A 20,454-nucleotide genomic window follows, 5' to 3' on the forward strand; every position below is an offset into this window, starting at 1 on the left:
CGCCGCCCTGGCCACCGCCGGAACGACCGCCGCCGCCGTTGCCACCTTCGCGGGGGCCGGAGCGGGCCGGACGACCCGCCGGGCCCTTGGGCCGGATGATGCGCTCGTTGCCGTGCAGCATGACGGGTTTGATGCGGCCCGATACGAACGGATGCTCGGCTTCGATGTCAATCTGGCGGCTGATGAGCTTCTGGATATCCTGCAGGTAAGCGCGCTCCTCGTCTTCCACAAACGAAAACGCGGTGCCGAACGCGCCGGCCCGGCCAGTGCGGCCAATGCGGTGCACGTAGGTTTCGGGCTCGTTCGGGATTTCGTAGTTGATAACGTGAGTCAGCTCGTCCACGTCGATGCCGCGGGCGGCGATGTCGGTGGCCACCAGCACGCGGGTGCTGCCGGCTTTGAAGTTGGACAGGGCCCGCTGGCGGTGGTTCTGGCTTTTGTTGCCGTGAATGGCTTCGGCCGGAATCTGGTTGGCGGCCAGGGCTTTCACCACTTTGTCGGCACCGTGCTTGGTGCGGGTGAAAACCAGCACCCGCTTAATCTCGCGGTCCTGCAGGATGTGGCGGAGCAGGGCGGGCTTGTCGTTGTTCTCCACCAGGTACACCGATTGGGTGACGGTATCGGCGGTGCTGCTTACGGGCGTCACGGCCACGCGCACCGGGTTGGGGCGCAGGATGGTGCCGGCCAGCTCCTGAATCTGGCCGGGCATGGTGGCCGAGAAGAACAGGGTCTGGCGTTTGGCGGGCAGCTTGGGCAGGATGCGCTTGATGTCGTTGATGAAGCCCATGTCGAGCATGCGGTCGGCTTCGTCGAGCACAAATACTTCCACCTGGCGCAGGTCTACGAAGCCCTGGTTCATGAGGTCGAGCAGGCGGCCGGGGGTAGCGATGAGTACTTCTACGCCGCGCTTGAGCTGCGCCACCTGCGAGCCCTGGCTCACGCCACCGAAAATAACGGTGTGGCGAATCTGGCTCAGGTGGCGGCCGTAGGCGCCGAAGCTTTCGTTGATTTGGATGGCCAGCTCGCGCGTGGGCGTGAGCACGAGGCAGCGAATGGCGCGCGGGGCGTGGTTCGACACCTGCGCGGTGCGGTGCAGCACCTGCAGAATGGGAACGGTGAAGGCGGCCGTTTTGCCGGTGCCGGTCTGGGCTACGCCCAGCAGGTCTTTGCCTTCGAGCACGTGGGGAATGGCTTGCTCCTGAATAGGAGTGGGGGTAGTGTATCCTTCCTCTTTGAGGGCTTTGAGGATGGGGTCAATCAGGTTTAAATCGTCAAACGTCATGTGTGGGGGTTTGGTACTCGAATAGTTCGGGTGGGGGCTGGGGCCAATAAGGGGCCGCGCAGCAATAGGGGGCGCCTCGTGCGGAAGCACAGGCGGGCATGGCCACGCCGGACGGTGCCGGGCGTGGGCGGGGTTGGCGGCTCGTCGGAGGCCGTCAGATTCCCTGAATGAAGAGAAGTTGGGGTGAGGTGCGCTTACTTGCGGAGGCAGCCGAGGCGCGTGGCTTTGCCCGACGCAGCCGGGCAGCGGGCTGCTCCGACGGCGGCCCTGGTGTCAACAAAGGTACAACATAGTAATCCGAACATGCAGATTATCGAGCGGACCCAGGTATTCAACGGTCACTACAAAGTCAACCAGCTAATCGTTCAGGACGGCGACCAGCGGCTGCGGCGCGAACAGTTTGCGCCCGGCAAGGCCGTGGCCGCCCTGGTCTACGACACGGCCCGGCAGGTGTACGTCCTCACCCGCCAGTTCCGCATCGGCCCCGAAGCCAACCTCCTAGAAATAGCCGCCGGCATGATAGACGGCAACGAAGCCCCCGAAACCGCCGTGCGCCGCGAGATTCATGAGGAGCTGGGCTACGAGGTGGACCACCTGGAAGAAATCGTGTGCATCTGGCCCTCACCGGGTACCAGCTCCGAGGAAATCACCGTGTTCTACGCCGAGGTAAGCCGCCGCACCGGCGCTGGCGGCGGGCTGGCCGAAGAAAACGAGCACATCGAAATGGTGGAGCTGAGCTGGGAGGCGCTGCTGGCCGAGCCCTTGCGCGATGCCAAGACGGTGCTGGCCGTGCAGTGGCTGCGGCTGCGAGGGTGAAACGGAACGGTGAATGCTGCGCTTTCGCATGGAAATCCGCACCTGAATTTTCAACCTTGAGAGATAGCCCGGTAGCAGCAGCTTTTCCAGTTGCGAATGCAGCATCAGTATTTCTGGGTTACTGCAGGCCGCCGCTGGGTAGCAGGTGGCGTGGGCACTTATCAGCTGGTTGAAAACGGTATTGGACGTGATAAAGCAGCACGGGTAGTGAGTTTCTATATCGGGTGTGCTTGCTGCCAACGGCTATCTTGCGGGGCCAAATCAGAGGAACAGCAGCTGTGAGTTGAAACAGCTTTTTTCTGGTTTAAAGCATCTAATCAAGCAAAAGTCAACCCGATGCCCAATCCAACAGGAGTGTTAATTTCCATCGTTAGCCCCGTTTATAAAGCTGAAAATTTACTTAACGAGCTGGTGCGCCGGCTCCAGCTCAGTCTGGAAACTATCACGTCCAATTATGAAATAATTTTGGTCGACGACCGGGGGCCGGATAATTCCTGGCAACTTATTGCCGCTCATGCCCGGCGCGACCCACGCGTGCGAGGAGTGCGCTTATCACGCAATTTTGGGCAGCACAAAGCCATCACGGCGGGCCTTGAGCAAGCAAGAGGCGAATGGATAGTGGTGATGGATTGCGACTTGCAGGACCAGCCCGAAGAAATCCCCCGGCTCTATAATTACGCAAAAGCGGAGGCCTACGACCTCGTGTTTGCCCGGCGGGTGGAACGCCGGGACTCTTGGCTCAAGCGGGCGGGCTCCCGCTGGTTCTACCGAGCCTTGTCGTACCTGACGGAAACCAAGCAGGACCCTGCTATTGCTAATTTCGGTATTTACCACCGCAAGGTGATAGCTGCCGTGCTGGCTATGCGCGAAAGTATCCGCTACTTTCCGACCATGGTGCGCTGGGTGGGTTTTCGGGTGGGTGGGCTGGCCGTGGACCACGCGGAGCGCCCCGAAGGCGGTAGCAGCTACAACTTACGGGGGCTCCTGAACTTAGCGCTGGACATTATTTTGGCGTATTCCGATAAACCGCTGCGCCTGACCATAAAGCTGGGCCTGGGTATCTCGGCGTGCGCCTTCGTGCTGGTCCTCGTCACCCTGATTCGCTACCTGCTGGGACACGACTGGCAGCCCGGTTATGCTAGTCTGGTTATATCCATCTGGTTTTTTGCCGGTTTGATTTTGTCGGTGCTCGGCATGGTTGGCCTCTATATCGGCAGAACTTTTGAGCAGGTGAAAAACCGTCCTATCTACTTGATTGATATTCGGACCGATACTGATACTGTCCCCGCTTCATGACGGCTGCTTCCCCACTTCAGCACCTTGCCTGGGACAGTGATTTTCTGGGTTTCCCGGTGGCCCGGCTCGCTGCGGGAGGGCTGGGTGCCTCAGCCATCGCGGCAGCCGTGGCCGAAGCACGTCAGGCCGGCTACCGCCTGCTCTACGCCATTGTCCTGCCCACCGATACGGCCGGGGGAGAAGCCCTGCGCCAAGCTGGTTCCGGGCTGGCCGACCGCAAAGTAACCTATGCTATGGCGCTAACGGCGGCGGATGCGGTGTCCATCAGTCCCGCCATTAGCGACGCAACCGCTTACTCAATGCAATTGGAGTCGTTGGCGTGGCAGAGTGGGGAATACTCTCGTTTTCGGCTCGATAGGCGCTTCCAGCCCGGTGTTTTCCAGGAACTGTACAGCCAATGGTTGCGCAACTCCCTTTCCGGTGAGCTTGCCCGCCGGGTGCTGGTGTGGCGTAGTGCGCAAGACCCGGAAGCCGGCTTGCTCACCCTGGGCGAGAAAAACGGCCGGGCCGATATTGGCTTGCTGGCCGTGGATGTGGCCGCGCGGGGGCAGCGCGGGGGCCAGCAGCTGGTAGCGGCAGCCCGCGCGCAGGCAGCGGCCTGGGGTTTTGCTACGTTGCAGGTTGTGACGCAGGGCGACAACGTGGCGGCCTGCCGCTTTTACGAGAAATGTGGCTTCCTCCCCGAGAGTGAAGAGCACATCTACCACCTATGGCTAAATTAGAAAGCGCGGTATGAAGCGCCTGCGGCCCCATCTTTACGGCCGCTAACCGTGACATCCATGCTACCCGCCATTCCCTTCAACAAGCCCTACCTATCGGGGGGCGAAATCCAGTACATCGAAGAAGCCGTGCGCTCGGGCAAGATTTCGGGCGACGGCACCTTCACTAAGCGCTGTCACCAGTTTTTTGAGCAGCAGCTGGGGGTTCACAAAGCCTTGCTTACCACCAGCTGCACCGACGCGCTGGAAATGGCGGCCCTGCTGCTCGATGTGCAGCCGGGTGATGAGGTGATTGTGCCTTCCTACACCTTTGTGAGCACCCCAAACGCCTTCGTGCTGCGGGGAGCTAAAATTGTGTTCGTCGACAGTACCTCCGAAAACCCCAACCTCGACGTGGCCTCACTCGAAGGCCTCGTCACGTCGCGTACGCGGGCCATCGTGCCGGTGCATTATGCGGGCATTGCCTGCGACATGGACGCCATCCGGGGTGTGGCCGACCGGCACGGGCTGGCGGTGGTGGAAGATGCCGCTCAGGCTGTCGATAGCTTCTATAAAGGTCGGCCCTTAGGCTCGCTGGGGGAGCTGGCCGCCTTCTCTTTTCACGAAACCAAAAATATTATTGCCGGCGAAGGTGGCATGCTGGTAATAAACGATGCCCGCTACGCGGAGCGCGCCGAAATTATCCGGGAGAAAGGGACCAATCGGTCGTCCTTTTTCCGGGGCGAGGTCGATAAATATGGCTGGGTTGACGTGGGGTCGAGCTTCTTGCCCTCTGACATTATCGCGGCCTTCCTGTGGGCGCAGGTAGAGCACCTGGCCGAGATACAAGGGCGGCGCAAGGAAATCTGGCAACGGTATCGCGAAGCATTTTTGCCGCTGCTAAAACTGGGCATCGGCTTGCCCGTCATCCCGGACTATGCCACCAACAACGGGCACATGTTTTACCTGGTATGCCGGAGTCTGGACGAACGTACCGCCCTCATTGCCTACCTGCGCGAACGACAGATTCTGCCCGTTTTCCATTATTTGTCCTTGCATAAAAGTCCGTTTTATCAGGAGAAGCACGATGGCCGCGCGTTGCCCTGGGCCGACCACTACACCGATTGCTTAGTGCGGCTCCCGCTTTATTACGAGCTACATCCCGAGTTGCAGCAGCGGGTGATTGAAGCCGTTGGTGCCTTCTACCATTAATACAGCTAGTTGGGTCGGGGTGCAAATCGGCGTCTATCTCGCGCGTTCAGTAAGGCCGATGATTCCTGGCAGTCCTGGTTTCAACAGAAGTACAACCTAATAATCCGAACATGCAGATTATCGACCGGACCCAGGTATTCGATGGTCACTACAAAGTCGACCAGCTAATCGTTCAGGACGGCGACCAGCGGCTGCGGCGCGAGCAGTTTGCGCCCGGCAAGGCCGTGGCCGCCCTGGTCTACGATACGGCTCGGCAGGTGTACGTCCTCAACCGCCAGTTCCGCATCGGCCCCGAAGCCGACCTCCTAGAAATAGCCGCCGGCATGATAGACGGCAACGAAGCCCCCGAAACTGCCGTGCGCCGCGAGATTCATGAGGAGCTGGGCTACGAGGTGGACCACCTGGAAGAAATCGTGTGCATCTGGCCCTCGCCGGGTACCAGCTCCGAAGAAATTACCGTATTCTACGCAGAAGTGAGCCGCAAAACCGGCGCTGGCGGCGGGCTGGCTGAAGAAAACGAGCACATCGAAATGGTGGAGCTCAGCTGGGAGGCGCTGCTGGCCGAGCCGTTGCGCGATGCTAAAACGGTGCTGGCCGTGCAGTGGGTGCGGCTGCGGGGGTAAGATTTAGAATGCCTCCCATGGCGTCATCGTCTCCGCGTGCAGCAGCAGGGCCTCCGCGAGCGGGCTCACCGGCAAATCCACCACGCGGATGCCATACTGTATTTCAGCTGCCGTTTCTGTTTCGCGGCTGCCGAGGCTGATGACGCGGCGCAGGCGCTGGGCATTGCGCCAGTCGCGCAGGGCCACGGCGTTGCCGAATGCAAAAGCAGTGGCAGGGATTCCGTAGCCCAATATGAGCGGGCCGCTGTCGATGTCGCCGGTTGTGGTAGCGAAGCGGCCGGGCCATTCTTTGTACATCCGCACCACGCCCAGGTTGGTGCTGAATTGTTGTTGGTAAAGCCGGTATTGCGCGGCGGCATAGGCGGGGTCGAAGCGGTACAGGAAGGCGATGCTCCAGCTGAGCATGGAGCCGCGGGGCTCTTCCGCTTCGTGGTCAGGGGTTGCGGGCCGGGAAAACAGGAGGCCCGAACTTTTATCGGTGAGGTGCTGGCGGGCGTAGGTGACCCATTGGGCGCAATACTGCCCGTACCGGCTGCCGGTGAGCTGGCTGTGCAGGCTCAACGAGGCTAGGGCCACGGTGTTATCCGGCACCCAGGTTTGGTTGGGATACGACGGCAGGCAGTGGGAGGGCGCACGCCGGTAGCGGCCGTGCAGCACGCGGGAAAGGGTGTCGTGGAGGCCGGCGAAGCGGGAGGCGGGGTCGAGCAGCCGGTGGCAGCCCAGCATCAGGTTGAGGTGGCCGAGGTAGAGCACGGAGCCGGCCGTATCAATTTGCAGCGGTGGCGAATCGGCGGTGCGGGCAAAGGCGCTGATGTTCTCGGTTAGCACTTTTTGGATGGCCAGCTGCGCGTAATGCGCGGCTTCAGCCCGAAAATTCGGGTCCCGTTCGGCCATGTTGGTGAGGGCGTACACCGAGAAAGAAAGGGAGAATAGCGCCCATTCGGGGTTGAGTGCCTTGAGCTTTGCGAGGTCGGAAGGGCTGTCGGGCGCTACGCTAATCATGCGCTCCAGATACCGGGCTTTCTTCCGCAGCGCTGGTTGGGCCGGCGCATGATGGTTGCCCAGGCTAAGGGCGCAAAGAAAAACGGCGAGTAGCACTACGAAAATTAGTGCTACTCGCCGTTTCATTATCAGCAGGTTAAATAATAATCAGGCAGCATTACTGCGCCGCCGGCAGCTCCAGGATATAATCAAAGGTCTGGTACAGCTTGGCGTCGCGGATGCTCACATTTAGCTCCTGGGCTTCCATTTTGGGGAAGGGCAGGGCGCGCTGGGCCTGGTAGAGGTCGCGGCCGAAGAAGCGGCCGGCGCCGGGCTCCAGGGTTTGAACGAGGACTTCCTTACCGGCCTTGTCCGTGACGGTAAGGGTGAGGTTGGAAAGCTCGGCGTTTTTAGGGCCTTGGCGGTGAATGGTAACCAGCAGCGCGCCGCCGGGCGGAATGGCGGCTACGCGGCGCTGGTAGGTAGTATCGGCCCAGTCCTTGAGCTTGCGCAGGGCTTCCACTTCGGTGAGTAAGTCGCTGTAGGACCGATAGCCGATGCGGGTGAAGGAGCCGTCCACGTCCTGGTCTTCGTCGGTGTTTTTGGTTACGTTCTTCACGTAGGGCGACACGGCGTCTTTCTGGGCAAATGTGTAGCGGCTCCGGCCCTTGGCCGCCTTGCCGGTGGGCTGGGCCAGCGCCGTGCCGGCCAATAAAGTGAAGACGCCAACCGTGAGCAGATTGCGAACCAAGCGAGGAAAAGTGGGCATAAAGGGGATTGAATTAAAGAAGTAACTGGAAATCGAATGAGTGCTAGAAATAGACAAGGCTACAAAGAAACTACATCCCGCCCGAACCATGGGGGCAGTGGCTCGAAAAGGTAGAAATTATTGACTTAGGCCCTGAGTCTTTATACAAGCATAACGCGCCGATAACGAAAGCAACACGGCCCCGCCCGAATTTTGGCAACAGGATAAAACCATCATTTACCCATCGACTTGCCATGTATTTTCCTGCTCTGGCTTTGGGGCTGCGCCGGCTGGGGCGCTGGCTCGTTTGCGAATTGTTTCGGCTGGCGCTGTGGGTGGCGTTTGGGCTGCACACCTTGGCCGGCCTGCGCTCGGCGTTTGGGGGCGGGGGGGCACGGCGGACGGGTCCGGCTATCCGGCCGCGCCGAATTGCCGGGCCGTCGCGCGGAGCCCGGTTCGCCCATTCGGCCGCCGCATGAGCAATAAAACAGCTACCATAACGAAACCAGGCGCTGCCGACCCGGCGCGGGCCGTGAAGAGCAAGCCGCCCCGCAAGCGCCGCGTGCAGGTGGCCGTGGTGAGCGACGTGCACCTGGGCACCTACGGCTGCCACGCCCAGGAGCTGCTGCGCTACCTCAAAAGCATCCGGCCGCAGGTGCTGGTGCTCAACGGCGACATCGTGGACATCTGGCAGTTCAGCAAAAACTACTGGCCGCCGGCGCACATGCGGGTGGTGCGCTACCTGGCCGGCCTGGCGGCGAAGGGCACCAAAATCCATTACCTGACCGGCAACCACGACGAGCTGCTGCGCAAGTTTGCCGGGCTGAAACTGGGCCATTTTCGCCTTGCCAACAAACTGGTGCTCGACCTGCCCCACGGCCGCACCTGGCTGTTTCACGGCGATGTGTTCGACGTGACCATGCGGCATTCGCGCTGGCTGGCCCGGCTGGGCGGGCACGGCTACGACCTGCTCATTCTCATCAACCGGTCGGTCAATTTCCTGCTTCATAAGCTGGGCCGTCCCCGCGTGGCGCTGTCCAAGCTGGTGAAGGAGCGGGTGAAAACGGCCGTGGCGGCCGTGAGTAACTTTGAGCAGACCGCCGCCGCCATCGCCGCCGATGAGGGCTACCGCTACGTGGCCTGCGGGCACATTCATCAGCCCGAAATCAAAACGCTGACCACTGAAAAAGGGGAGGTGATTTACCTGAACTCCGGCGATTGGGTTGAAAACCTGACGGCCCTGGAATACACGCCCGAAACCGGCTGGCAGCTATATTATTACAACGACGACCCGCGCATGCAAACCCCCGAAGCCGACGCCATTGATGCGGCCGATGCCCTGACCGATGCCAATCCGGCGGCCCTGTTGGAGGAGCTGCTGGCCGAATTCAAGATTAAGTAAGTTGGTCATTGTTCGCTCAATGGCGTAGAACCCGTTTTCCCTCACGAATGCCCCGTATTCTTTACGCCATCCAAGGCACCGGCAACGGCCACCTGACCCGCGCCCTCGACGTGGTGCCGCTGCTGCAGGCCCGCTGCAGCCAGCTTGATATCCTGGTGAGCGGCCCGCCCGCCGACCTCACGCTCCCTTTTGACGTCCGGTACCGGGCGCAGGGCATGGGCTTTGCCTTTGGCAAAAAGGGCGGCATCGACTTCGTGAAAACCTTCTGGCAGTTCAACTCGGCCAAGTTTCTGCGGGAAGTGCGGCACCTGGCGGTGGAAAGCTACGATTTGGTGGTCAGCGACTTTGAGCCGGTGTCGAGCTGGGCGTGCAAGCTGCGCGAAGTCCCGTGCGTGGCCCTGAGCCACCAGAGCGCGGTGCTGCACGCCAACGCCCCGCGGCCCGACGAGGAAGACCCGGCGGGCCGGGCCGTGCTCAAGCACTACGCGCCCAGCACGGCGCAGTACGGCTTTCACTTCCAGGCCTACGCGCCGGGCATTTTCACGCCCGTCATCCGGCAGCAGGTGCGCGAGCTGAGCCCGACCAACGAAGGGCACTACACGGTGTATCTGCCGGCGTTTGAAGAGGCGATTTTGGTGGAGCGGCTGCAGCACCTGAGCCGTAGTGTGCAGTGGGAGGTATTCAGCAAGCACAGCAAGGACGCCGCCACGTACGGCAACGTGCGGGTGTGGCCTGTGAACGGCCCGGCGTTTCTGGCCAGCATGGCCCGCGCAGCCGGGGTGCTGTGCGGCGCCGGCTTCGAAACGCCCGCCGAGGCCCTGCACCTCGGCAAAAAGCTACTCGTGATGCCCATGAAACAGCAGTATGAGCAGCAATGCAACGCCGCCGCCCTGGCAAAAATGGGTGTGCCCGTCATCAAAAACCTGAAGGACAAAAACCTGGACAAAGTAGACCAGTGGCTGAACCAGGACGACACGGTGCGCGTGGACTACCAGGACCAAACCGCCGCCATTATCGACCAGCTTTTGCGGGAGCAGCTGCAACGCAAGCGGGTAGAAAACGCGTTGTGATGCGGGTAATTGTTTGCGCACCCCCACTTTTAGGGCGGCGCGCGACCCAATCCGGCGTGCGGGCCGGCTAAGTATTTATTTCCTGTTTCTGCTGCTTTCGCGCCCTGCGCATGATTAAACTTCCGCCTCAACTCATTGAACCGCTGCCGGCGGCCTTCTACCCGGCCACGGCCCCACTGCCTTTTTCCCGCGCCGATTTCGGGGCCGGCTTCCACTGGGGCGCGGCCGCGGCGGCCTACCAAACCGAAGGCGCCTGGCAGCACCAGGGCAAGGGCCCGAGTATCTGGGATGATTTCACGCGCCGAAAAGGCACCATTAGGCGCGGCGAGCACGGGCGCGTGGCCGCCGATTTTTACCACCGCCACGAAACTGACCTGGACCTGGCGCAGGGCATGGGCCTGACGGATTTCCGCTTCTCGGCGGCGTGGTCGCGGGTGCTACCCGAGGGCTTGGGCGCCGTGAACCGCCGGGGGCTGGATTTTTATGATAGGCTGGTGGATGCCTGCCTCGAGCGCGACCTGCAGCCCTGGCTCACGCTCTATCATTGGGATTTGCCCAGTGCTCTGCAGGCGCGTGGCGGCTGGGCCAACCGCAACATCGTAGGCTGGTTTTCGGACTACGCGCAAGTGATGGCCCGCCGCCTCGGCGACCGGGTGGCGCACTGGGCCGTGCTCAACGAGCCCATGGTGTTTGTGGGCGCCGGGCATTTGCTGGGCGTGCACGCGCCCGGCCGGCGGCATTTGGGGGCGTTTCTGGCGGCGGCCCACCACGCCACGCTGGCGCAGGCCGAGGGCGGCCGGGCGCTGCGGGCCCACCTGCCGGATTCGGCCCGCATTGGCACCACGTTTTCCTGCTCTTACCTCACGCCGCACCGCCCCGGCCATGCCCGCGACGAAGCTGCCACCCGCCGCGCCGATGCCATCCTGAACCGATTTTTTGTGGAGCCGACCCTGGGCCTGGGCTACCCGCTGGCCGAGCTGCCAGCCCTGCGCTGGCTGCTCGAACGCTACCAAAAACCCGGCGACGACCAGCGCATGCAGTTCGATTTCGACTTCTGGGGCGTGCAGAACTACACCCGCGAAGTGGTGAAGTTTTCGCCCTGGCTGCCCTTGCAGTGGGCCACGCTGGTGCCCGCCAAACAGCGCGGCGTGCCGTACACGGACATGGGCTGGGAAGTGTATCCGGAGTCGATTTACCAAATGTTAAAACAGTTTTCAGCTTATCCAAATGCACCAAAGCTGTTGGTAACTGAAAGTGGCTCAGCGTTTCCGGATGTGGCAATTGGTGGAGTAGTCGACGACCCTGCGCGGCGGGCCTACCTGCAAGCGGCCGTGGGCCAGGTGCTGCGGGCCCAGCGCGAAGGCGTGGACGTGGGCGGCTATTTTGCCTGGAGCCTCACCGACAACTTCGAATGGGCCGAGGGCTACGGGCCGCGCTTCGGACTCATTCACGTCGACTATGAAACCCAGCAGCGCACCCTGAAAAACTCGGGCCGCTGGTACCAGCAATTCCTGGGTGACGCGCCGCTGCCCGCCAGCGCCGGGCAGGAGCAGGCCACCGCCGCGCGGGACTAGCTCGGGCGCTAGCGACCTTCCAGCATGGCCCGGCAGCTCATAAACTTTTCAACTAATTGCTGAGGGTTCTGCTCGTCAAACTCCCCGAAGCCCAGCAGCAGGGCCGGGGCGGGCTGCACAAACCGCAGGGCCTCCTTCACCGCGTCGAGGTACCAGCTCAGCCGCTCCCGGTCGTCGGTAGCCGCCGCAATTTCGGCATCCCAGCGCAGAGCGTCCGGGGCTTTGCGCACCAAAAACGGCAATACGAAGGGAATGTAGCGGCCGAATACCGGGTTTTCGGCGGGCAAGAGGCGGGTGTCGGACCACACGTTGTATTCGGCAAATGACGCAGGCGGCGCTACCAGAAACGACGTTTTTTCCAGGGTCATTTCTCCAAACAGCTCCACGCGGTTGGGCTGCGCGTAGAACTGCGCATACGCCGCGTACCACACCGATATTCCCGTCGGGCTGACGAGCTGATAAGGATGGAACGAGCTGGCGATACTAAAGCCGCCGTGCGCGCCGATGACGAGCTTATACAGCTCACCAAACTTATCAAAATCAGCTGATTGTTGGTAAGGGTTGCTGGTCAGGCCATACAGGTAGAAGGTGGCAAAATCATTCAGCGTTGGCCCGTTTGGGGCAGTAGTCGGAGCGGTATCGGGCACGTGAAGCAGCGTTAGAACGGAGGTGATACAACGGGCAACCCGTTTTTCAGTACGCAAACCTACTTTCGGAAGAAGTGAAAACCCCGCGTTTCAAAGACTTTTGGTTCAATTTCAGGTCTTGTATGAGCTCGGCCGCAAACCGCTTGCTGCGCCCGCCTGTTGGTCGAAACCAGGAGCAATGAACCAGCGTGGAAACAGGAAAAGGCACCGAAACGGCCGACGAATCGACCATTTCGGTGCCTTGGCAGCTCTGATTTCCAGCGTTTACTGTTGCGGCACGAGCTTCACTCCGGTGTAGAGCTGCGGGTTGCTCACGGAGGACATGGGTTCAATGCTCCAGCGTTTATCGTACTGACTTACATTGGCCAATTTCAGCAGTGTAGTATAGTCTGAGGTAAGCGCGTGCTTGGTTTTGATGAAGTAGCTGTTGATGCGCAGGGTTTCGGGGTTGTAGCTCACAACCAGTGCCGTGGTATCGCGCCAATAGGTGTAGATGGCCTCCGTTGTACCCGAGGGCAGCTCTCTTGGCGTGCGGTCGTGGTCGGGACGGGTAGACTGGCCCGATAAAGGCCGGGCAATCTGGTCGGCGTTCATGCCAACCAGGGCGGGCACATCAAAAGCGCGCTCAATCCGAACGGCCGGCATCGCGGCGGGTGCTTCGGCGGCGGGTTGCTCGGCCGTGGCACAGCCCAACAATAGGGCCAGGGGAAGAAGGGTGGCGTAACGCATAATGCAAACTTTATTAAGGTGAACAGGACTGCTACGCAAGCGCGTAAAAAAAGGCCGGGCTTGTGCAGTTGGTTAACAAGGTAAAGATAAAAAACAATATTTTCAAGTAAAAATCAAATTACTGGCGAGGCCGGCCGGGCACTGGTTTCGGAAATGGGCCAAGCGGCTTGGGGCGCCATCCGCTGCCACAATCTGGCGGCACCCATCCGAGGCAGAAGGCCGTTGGCTGAAACGAAGGAGAATTGAGGGGCGGCGGGGGGCGGGACTCCCGGCGGCGCGAGACTAGTCCGGCAACCGCGAATCGGGGAGGAGGGATGCGGCTGCAGCATCCAGAAACCAGTGCAGCTCGCCGGCGGGCGCAATGAGCTGGGCCGGAAGGTGGTCGGGGTTTCGCTCGCCTTCCAGCACCTGCTCCACGGCGCCCGCCTTGCCGGCGCCGTACACCAGAAAGGCCACCGTTCGGGCCCGGTTCAGCAGGGGCGCCGTGAGCGTGATGCGGAACACCTGCTTTTCGGCCAGAAAAACCTCTTTGGCGCCCCGGCTGGCATCGTGCAGCACGGCCGTATGCGGAAACAGCGAGGCGGTGTGGCCATCATCGCCCAGGCCAAGCAGCACAAGGTCGAACCGGGCGTTCTCGCCCGTAAAAAACTGTTCCAGGGTGCGGGTGTAGGCCTGCGCGGCCTCCGCCGGCGGCAGGGCCGTGTTCACGGCAAATACCTGCTCGGGCAAAATGCCGAGGGGTGCCAGCAGCGCCGTCCGGGCCATCAGGTAGTTGCTTTCGGCGTCGGTGGGCGGCACGTAGCGCTCATCGCCGAAGAAGAAATACACCTGGCGCCAGCTAATCAGGTCGCGGTAAGCCGGTGAGGCCAGCAGCTCGTAGAGCTGCTGCGGGGAGCTGCCGCCGGACAACGCTACCACAAACCGACCGCGTGCCGCCGTGGCCCGGCCCGCCAGCTCGCAGAAATAACCGGCCAGGTCGTGCAGCGCGCCGTCGGCGGTGGGGTGAATATGCAGCGTCATGGCTATTTATTGGTGGTGAGGGGCAGCGTGAACCAGTGGAAGCCATCGCGGGCAATCAGGGCTTCGGCCAGCTCCGGGCCCCAGGAATCGGCGGAGTAGTTGGGGAAGCTCTGGCTGGCGCGGCCCTGCCACGATTGCAGAATGGGCATGATGAGGTCCCAGGCCGCTTCTACCTGGTCGCCGCGCATAAACAGCGTCTGGTCGCCGAGCATGGTGTCGAGCAGCAGCGTTTCGTAGGCTTCGGGGGCCTCGCTGGTGTAGGTGCCTTTGTAGTCGAACACCATGTCCACGGTGTTGAGCATCATGTCGAGGCCGGGGCGCTTGGCCTGCACTTGCAGGCGGATGCTCATTTCGGGCTGAATGCTAATAATGAGGCGGTTCTGTTGCCAGCTTTCGGCCGTTTCAGGCGGGAAGATATTGTGCGGCGTATCCTTGAACTGGATGGTGATGATGGAAGCCGAGCGGTGCATGCGCTTGCCGGTGCGCACGTAGAACGGCACGCCCTGCCAGCGCCAGTTATCCACGAAAAACTTCACGGCGGCGAAGGTTTCGGTGTTGGATTTGGGGTCGGCGTCCGTTTCCTGGCGGTAGCCGGGCACTTGCTGCCCTTCCATCCAGCCCGGCCCGTACTGCCCGCGCACGGCTGATTCGCGCACGTCTTCGGGCGCAAACCGGCGCATAGCGCGCAGCACGTCCACCTTGCGGTTGCGCACCTCGTCGGCCGTGAAATTCACGGGCGGCTCCATGGCCACCAGGCACAGTAGCTGCAGCAGGTGGTTCTGAATCATGTCGCGCATGGCGCCGGCGCCGTCGTAGTAGCCGCTGCGGTCGCCCACACCCAGCTGTTCGGTCACCGAAATCTGCACGTGCTCGATGTAGTTGCGGTTCCAGAGCGGTTCGAGCAGGGCATTGGCAAAGCGAAAGGCCATGATGTTCTGCACCGTTTCCTTGCCCAGGTAGTGGTCGATGCGGTAAATCTGGCGCTCGTCGAAAATCTGGCCCAGCAGGCGGTTCAACTCGCGCGAGGAGTCCAGGTCGTGGCCAAACGGCTTTTCCACGACGATGCGCGTGCGGTCGGAATCATCGGCCAGCTTGCTCTCGGCCAGGTTGGCGGCAATGATGGGGAAGAACTCGGGCGCCACGGCCAGGTAATAGATGACGTTGGCGGGCGCCTTCCACGCCTTTTCGTAGGCCGCGATGCGGGTGCCGAATTTCTGGTAAGCCCCCGCGTTTTTCACATCAGCCAGCTGGTACACGATGTGGGGCGAAAACTTGGCCCACTGGTCCTTATCGGCCTTGCCGGTTCGCGAAAACGCGTTGATGCCGTCCAGCATCCGCTTCTGGAATTCCTCGTCCGTGAGCTCGGTGCGGCCTGTGCCGATGAGGGCAAACTGCTCGGGCAGCCAGCCATCGAGAAACAAATGGTACAGGGCCGGCACCAGCTTGCGGGCATTCAAATCGCCGGTACCGCCAAAAATCACGAAGATAGTCGGCGGCATTTTTTTAGTTGCGCTCATGGGAAAGAGGTGTGGGAAAGGTGAATGCGCTACTCAGGCGTGGACCTCACCCCCTAACCCCCTCTCCAAAAAAGAGGGGGGACTAGACCTAGCCCTAGTTCTAAAAATCTAGTTATTAGGAATTAAGGCTAAAAACTAGTCCCCCCTCTTTTTTGGAGAGGGGGCTAGGGGGTGAGGTCCACGCCTGAGCGGCGTAACAGTACTTATTTATTAGGAATCACGGGCTGCTCGCCGGTGGTGGCCGGCCCGGCCTGGGTGGTGGTTTTGTTGGCCGCGTCCTCGTGCGCGGGCGTCCATTGCGAGTGGAAAACGCCTTCGTGGCCAATCAGCTCGTAGGTGTGGGCTCCAAAATAGTCGCGCTGGGCCTGAATGAGGTTGGACGGCAGGCGGGCGCTGCGCATCGCATCGAAGTAGCCGAGCGATGCCGCGTAGGCGGGCACTGCCAGGCCCGCCGCCACGGCCGCCGCCACCACCGCGCGGGTGCCGGGCACGGCCTGGCTCACCTGGGCGTGCACGCCGGCATCGAGCAGCAGGTGCCCCAGTTCCGGTGCTTGCTGGTAAGCATTGAAAATATCGTTGAGAAACGCGGAGCGAATGATGCAGCCGCCGCGCCAGATTTTGGCGATTTCGGCCAGCTGCAAGTCGTAAGAATATTCCACCGAAGCCTGCGCCAGCAGCTGCATGCCCTGCGCGTAGGTAACGACCATGTTGAAGAAAAATGCCTCTTCCAGGCTGGCCAGAAATGCTTCCTTTTCCACGGCCAGCGGCGCGGGCGCGGGGCCGTAGAGCTCGGCCAACTGCTCGCGCAGGGCTTTGGCTTTCGACAGGTTGCGCATGGTTACGGCCGTGTCGATGGTGGGCAGCGGCACTTCGAGGTCCATGGCCACCTGCGAGGTCCACTTGCCCGTGCCCTTGGAGCGGGCCTCGTCCTTAATATCGTCGAGCAACAAATGGTCGGTATTGGGGGCGCGGAAGGCGAAAATGTCCTTGGTAATGTCTAGCAGAAACGACTGCAACCGGCCCGCATTCCACCGGGCAAACACTTGCCCGATGGCAGCATTGTCCATACCCAGGCCGCGCTTCATTACCTCATACGTTTCGGCAATCAGCTGCATTAAGCCGTATTCGATGCCGTTGTGCACCATTTTTACGAAGTGGCCGGCCGCGCCGGGCCCGATGTAGGTCACGCAGGGCGCGCCATCCTCGGCGCGGGCCGCGATGGCTTCGAACATGGGCTGCACCACGGCGTAGGCCTGCTTGTCGCCACCAGGCATCATGCTGGGGCCAAAGCGGGCACCTTCTTCACCACCCGAAATGCCCATGCCGAAGAAGTGAAAGCCCGCCGCACTCAGCGCGGCATCGCGGCGGTTGGTGTCGGTGAAATAGGAATTGCCGCCGTCGATGATGATGTCGCCGGGCGTGAGCAGGGGCAGCAGCTCCGCAATCACGCTATCCACAATCTTGCCCGCCGGCACCAGCAGCATAATGGAGCGCGGGGTGTGCAGGCTTTGCACGAAGGCCGCGATGTCGGTGAAGCCCCGCACCGGCTTGCCCGACCCTTCTTCCGCCAGCAGTTGGATTTTTTCGGCGTCCTTGTCATAGCCCGCCACGGCAAAATCATGGTCGGCGAGGTTTAGCAGCAGGTTGCGGCCCATGGTGCCGAGGCCAATCATGCCCAAAGCGTAAGAATCAGAAGGGGTGCTCATAAGGAAAAGGAGAACGGGGTAAGGGCATTTGCGCCCGCAAAAGGTAAGCGGCTCCGCGTGAATGCCGTCAAATGATGCCTTTTGCCGGAAAGAATCGGGCGGCAAAAGCTGTTTTAACTACGGTCGGGCTTCTAACCAAACGGGAGAATAACCGATTGGTTACCGCCAGTGCCGCCCGTAGGGAAAGGGCCCGCGCCACGCTGCTCCGCTCCGACACCGCCCGCGCCGGCGCCGGCAATCCAATTGTTCCGGCGCCACGGTATGGGCAGCGAAGTGCCGAATATTCGCTTATTTCGGCCATGGAACCTAATGCCGCACCCGAACCCGAAGACGACCACCTGCTCGAAGACCTCGCCGCCTACACTGGCCTGCTCAACCCCGAGCGAATCTGGCAAAAGGAAGAACGGCTCGACGACCTGGAAGAAGCCGAAGAACGGGCCGCTGCTGCCGAAGCACCAGTTGCGGGCGAATAAGCCGGCGCGTCGGTAAGTACGCGGTGGATGGCAGAGCGTACTCAGTGCCCTGCGACTTTACAAACTCAAAAAGGCCCTTCCGCTTTCCGAAAGGACCTTTTTGAGTTTGTAAAGTCGCAGGGCTTACTTCGCCAGCTTCGCTTTCAGGTTCTCATTCAGCGCTTCCAGAAACTCCTCGGTGTAGAGGTAGTCGCGGCCGTGCTCCACCTTGCTGCCGTGGATGCAAACGGCCAAATCCTTGGTCATTTTGCCGCTTTCCACGGTTTCGATGCACACTTGCTCCAGGGCTTTGCAGAAGTCGATAAGCTCCTGGTTGCCGTCGAGCACGCCCCGGAACTCCAGGCCGCGCGTCCAGGCGAAGATGCTGGCGATGGGGTTGGTGCTCGTGGGCTTGCCCTTTTGGTGGTCGCGGTAGTGGCGCGTCACGGTGCCGTGGGCGGCTTCGGCTTCCATGGTCTGGCCATCGGGCGTGACGAGGGTGGAGGTCATCAGGCCGAGCGAGCCGAAGCCCTGGGCCACGGTGTCGCTCTGCACGTCGCCGTCGTAGTTTTTGCAGGCCCACACAAAGTTGCCGTGCCATTTCAGGGCCGAGGCCACCATGTCGTCAATCAGCCGGTGCTCGTAGGTGATGCCGGCTTCGGTGAATTTGCCTTGGTAATCCTGCTCAAAAATCTCCTGAAAGATGTCCTTGAAGCGGCCATCGTACTTTTTGAGGATGGTGTTTTTGGTGGACAAATACAGCGGCCAGCCTTTCATCAGGGCCTGGTTGAAGCAGGCGTGCGCGAAGCCGCGGATGCTTTCGTCGGTGTTGTACATGGCCAGCGCCACGCCGTCGCCCTTAAAGTTATACACGTCAAAGGACTGCACCTCGCCGCCATCTTCGGGTGTGAAGGTGAGTGTGAGCTTGCCCTTGCCTTTGGTCACCAAATCGGTGGCCCGGTACTGGTCGCCAAAAGCGTGGCGGCCGATGCAGATGGGCGCGGTCCAGTTGGGCACCAGCCGGGGCACGTTGCGCATCACAATGGGCTCGCGGAACACGGTGCCGTCCAGAATGTTGCGGATGGTGCCGTTGGGCGACTTCCACATCTGCTTGAGATTGAACTCCTTCACCCGCTCTTCGTCGGGCGTGATGGTGGCGCACTTGATGCCCACGCCGTACTGTCGGATGGCATTGGCCGCGTCGATGGTCACCTGGTCGTTGGTTTCGTCGCGGTACTCGATGCCGAGGTCGTAGTACTTGATATCCAGCTCCAGGTAGGGCGTAATCAGCTTGTCTTTAATGAACTTCCAGATGATGCGCGTCATTTCGTCGCCATCGAGCTCAACTACGGGATTGGCTACTTTAATTTTGGTCATTGCGGGTGGGAAGAAGGTGAAAGAAAGGTGCTTTTACAGGGTCTGCTGCATTGTAGGCAGGGGGTAAAGGTACCAGTGTTGCCGATTATGCCATCGCAAGCCCGGCCCCGGCTCGTTGGGGCCATTATCAGGCCGGTTGAAGGGGCCGGGCCATTAGGTAGCAGGCCGCGCTTGGTGCTAAAAAGGCCGCCGCTTCCGCATCAAAAGCTGCGCGGTGGCGTTTTTATTGGGCGCGTCGGGCAGGGTAGGGCGGGCCGCTTCCGTCTGCCGGCGGCTCCGGTGGTCAATTTTCTTATTCAGCCCCGCTCGAAGCCTGGGGCGTTTAATTGACCGCGATGCCCGGCCTCATCAAGCAGGAACGCAAGAAATTATACCCGCCCGCTAAGCGTCCATGCCGAATGCTCCGGCTGGCCTGATTCCGGCTTATTTGCCAGCGTTCCCGGCTTGTGCCTTGCGCAGCCAGTCCCTGGCCTCGTCGATATCGCCAAACATGCGCATTTGCAGCTGCCCATCCAAACCCAGGCGCATGGCTTCCGCCGACAGCGCCGCCATGGACTCCGGGCTCACCACGTTGGCAAAATGGGTCAGGCCCTGCGCAATAGCCCGCGGGGCCCAATCCGTTACTATCCATTCCACGGCGTGGTTCCACGGCCCCACCACTTCGCGGTTGTCGTTGAGCAGGTAAGCGCAGTGGTGCTCCTGCAGTGGGAGCAGGCACGCATCGGCCCCCACCACAATGCCGGAGAAGGTCTGGTAGCCTGTCCAATTGTTATACACCCACCCATTGGTCGCATCGTACTCCGTGGTGAGGTACACCTTGCCAAAGCTGTTTTTCAGTTCTGTAGTCATATACCCAAGGGCGAGCGTAAGCGGACTGCAGTCTTCTCCCGCCCGTCACGAAGTTGAATGAATGTCCTAAATGCGAGGCGAAGGTAGCAATTGGGCCCTTGTTCTGATGCGCTGCTTCGGACCTGAATCGATGGTTCAAACGTAACCACCGCATACCCAACGCCGTCGTCCTCGCCGAATCCTACGGCAGCGTCCTGGCTGCTGCCCAAGTACCCTGAAGTGGTCTGGTTGAGCAGGGGAGAATTGGGGGTGTTACGCGCGCCAGTCTGTCCGTCCCCGAACGCAATGGCGGCCGGGCCGTCGGTAGCGGGCAGCACGCGACTGGCCAGCATGTGGCCCAGCGTGTCGGTCATCCGGTTGTGAGTACGTAGAAAATGGCGTTTACCACTTATGCCAGCGGCCACTTGCCGCGGCGGCGAACGATTGAAAGCGGTGCCAGCTGCTGCCAGTCCCGC

The 20,454-nt window shown here is 61.2% G+C and carries 20 protein-coding genes; 10 read left to right on the forward strand and 10 right to left on the reverse strand.

From position 1 onward, the window contains the following. Nucleotides 1-1,282, reverse strand: a 1,282-nt coding sequence (locus tag GM79_RS01305; RefSeq protein ID WP_035558002.1) for a DEAD/DEAH box helicase, incomplete at its 3' end; no start/stop codon positions are given. A gap of 303 nt (nt 1,283-1,585) precedes the next feature. Here GM79_RS01305 and GM79_RS01310 point away from each other — a divergent pair. The 5 genes from GM79_RS01310 (at nt 1,586) to GM79_RS01330 (ending at nt 5,927) form a co-directional block, all read left to right on the forward strand. Next, nucleotides 1,586-2,098, forward strand: a complete 513-nt coding sequence (locus GM79_RS01310; RefSeq protein WP_035558005.1) for an NUDIX domain-containing protein — start codon at nt 1,586-1,588, stop codon at nt 2,096-2,098. 336 nt (nt 2,099-2,434) lie between these two features. Then, complete coding sequence (locus tag GM79_RS01315; RefSeq protein ID WP_035558008.1) at nt 2,435-3,394, forward strand: glycosyltransferase family 2 protein; 960 nt, start codon at nt 2,435-2,437, stop codon at nt 3,392-3,394. Then, entirely contained in the window at nt 3,391-4,116 is a 726-nt protein-coding gene (locus tag GM79_RS22600) for a GNAT family N-acetyltransferase (RefSeq protein WP_051718356.1), read from the forward strand. Before GM79_RS01315 ends, GM79_RS22600 begins: the two co-directional genes overlap by 4 nt. A gap of 57 nt (nt 4,117-4,173) precedes the next feature. Then, nucleotides 4,174-5,304 (forward strand): dTDP-4-amino-4,6-dideoxygalactose transaminase, encoded by a 1,131-nt coding sequence (gene rffA / locus GM79_RS01325; RefSeq protein ID WP_035558011.1) that lies wholly within the window; start codon nt 4,174-4,176, stop codon nt 5,302-5,304. A gap of 110 nt (nt 5,305-5,414) precedes the next feature. Beyond that, a complete protein-coding gene (locus GM79_RS01330; RefSeq protein WP_035558014.1) occupies nt 5,415-5,927 on the forward strand; it encodes an NUDIX domain-containing protein in 513 nt (170 codons plus the stop codon). 3 nt (nt 5,928-5,930) lie between these two features. On the opposite strand, the gene GM79_RS24060 is transcribed toward GM79_RS01330, so the two are convergent. Both GM79_RS24060 and GM79_RS01340 read right to left on the reverse strand, forming a co-directional pair. Beyond that, nucleotides 5,931-7,055, reverse strand: a complete 1,125-nt coding sequence (locus tag GM79_RS24060) for a hypothetical protein (protein ID WP_051718357.1) — start codon at nt 7,053-7,055, stop codon at nt 5,931-5,933. Nucleotides 7,056-7,086: 31 nt separating this feature from the next. Further along, on the reverse strand, nt 7,087-7,677 hold the full coding sequence (locus GM79_RS01340) for a hypothetical protein (RefSeq protein ID WP_035558017.1): 591 nt from the start codon (nt 7,675-7,677) through the stop codon (nt 7,087-7,089). Between the two features lie 233 nt (nt 7,678-7,910). On the opposite strand from GM79_RS01340, the gene GM79_RS01345 reads away from it, so the two are divergent. The 4 genes from GM79_RS01345 (at nt 7,911) to GM79_RS01360 (ending at nt 11,702) form a co-directional block, all read left to right on the forward strand. Beyond that, nucleotides 7,911-8,135, forward strand: coding sequence for a hypothetical protein (locus GM79_RS01345; protein WP_035558019.1), 225 nt, complete (start codon nt 7,911-7,913; stop codon nt 8,133-8,135). Continuing rightward, on the forward strand, nt 8,132-9,058 hold the full coding sequence (locus GM79_RS01350; protein WP_081867482.1) for a UDP-2,3-diacylglucosamine diphosphatase: 927 nt from the start codon (nt 8,132-8,134) through the stop codon (nt 9,056-9,058). The genes GM79_RS01345 and GM79_RS01350 overlap by 4 nt, the downstream gene beginning before the upstream one ends. A 47-nt stretch (nt 9,059-9,105) precedes the next feature. Further along, on the forward strand, nt 9,106-10,128 hold the full coding sequence (locus GM79_RS01355; RefSeq protein WP_035558022.1) for a glycosyltransferase family protein: 1,023 nt from the start codon (nt 9,106-9,108) through the stop codon (nt 10,126-10,128). Nucleotides 10,129-10,238: 110 nt separating this feature from the next. Then, nucleotides 10,239-11,702, forward strand: coding sequence for a GH1 family beta-glucosidase (locus GM79_RS01360; protein ID WP_081867483.1), 1,464 nt, complete (start codon nt 10,239-10,241; stop codon nt 11,700-11,702). Between the two features lie 8 nt (nt 11,703-11,710). On the opposite strand, the gene GM79_RS01365 is transcribed toward GM79_RS01360, so the two are convergent. The 5 genes from GM79_RS01365 to gndA all read right to left on the reverse strand — a co-directional run bounded on the left by GM79_RS01365 (nt 11,711) and on the right by gndA (nt 17,321). Then, nucleotides 11,711-12,349, reverse strand: a complete 639-nt coding sequence (locus tag GM79_RS01365) for a hypothetical protein (protein WP_035558024.1) — start codon at nt 12,347-12,349, stop codon at nt 11,711-11,713. A 264-nt stretch (nt 12,350-12,613) separates the two neighbouring features. Continuing rightward, nucleotides 12,614-13,078: a hypothetical protein gene (locus GM79_RS01370; RefSeq protein ID WP_035558026.1), complete on the reverse strand. Its 465-nt coding sequence runs from the start codon at nt 13,076-13,078 to the stop codon at nt 12,614-12,616. Between the two features lie 282 nt (nt 13,079-13,360). After that, nucleotides 13,361-14,098, reverse strand: coding sequence for a 6-phosphogluconolactonase (pgl, locus tag GM79_RS01375; protein WP_051718358.1), 738 nt, complete (start codon nt 14,096-14,098; stop codon nt 13,361-13,363). Between the two features lie 2 nt (nt 14,099-14,100). Next, entirely contained in the window at nt 14,101-15,615 is a 1,515-nt protein-coding gene (gene zwf, locus GM79_RS01380; protein ID WP_035558028.1) for a glucose-6-phosphate dehydrogenase, read from the reverse strand. Nucleotides 15,616-15,818: 203 nt separating this feature from the next. Further along, nucleotides 15,819-17,321 carry an NADP-dependent phosphogluconate dehydrogenase gene (gndA, locus tag GM79_RS01385; RefSeq protein ID WP_072008493.1) on the reverse strand — a complete coding sequence of 501 codons (1,503 nt, stop codon included), beginning with the start codon at nt 17,319-17,321 and terminating at the stop codon, nt 15,819-15,821. A 299-nt stretch (nt 17,322-17,620) separates the two neighbouring features. Here gndA and GM79_RS25270 point away from each other — a divergent pair, with 299 nt between their 5' ends. After that, nucleotides 17,621-17,794 (forward strand): hypothetical protein, encoded by a 174-nt coding sequence (locus GM79_RS25270; RefSeq protein WP_161787093.1) that lies wholly within the window; start codon nt 17,621-17,623, stop codon nt 17,792-17,794. Between the two features lie 123 nt (nt 17,795-17,917). Here GM79_RS25270 and GM79_RS01390 read toward each other — a convergent pair whose 3' ends face one another. Next, nucleotides 17,918-19,150 (reverse strand): NADP-dependent isocitrate dehydrogenase, encoded by a 1,233-nt coding sequence (locus GM79_RS01390; RefSeq protein ID WP_035558030.1) that lies wholly within the window; start codon nt 19,148-19,150, stop codon nt 17,918-17,920. 423 nt (nt 19,151-19,573) lie between these two features. Continuing rightward, nucleotides 19,574-19,999 (reverse strand): hypothetical protein, encoded by a 426-nt coding sequence (locus GM79_RS01395; protein ID WP_035558032.1) that lies wholly within the window; start codon nt 19,997-19,999, stop codon nt 19,574-19,576. Between the last annotated feature and the right edge of the window lie 455 nt (nt 20,000-20,454).

This window comes from Hymenobacter sp. IS2118 (assembly GCF_000715495.1).
Lineage (GTDB): Bacteria > Bacteroidota > Bacteroidia > Cytophagales > Hymenobacteraceae > Hymenobacter.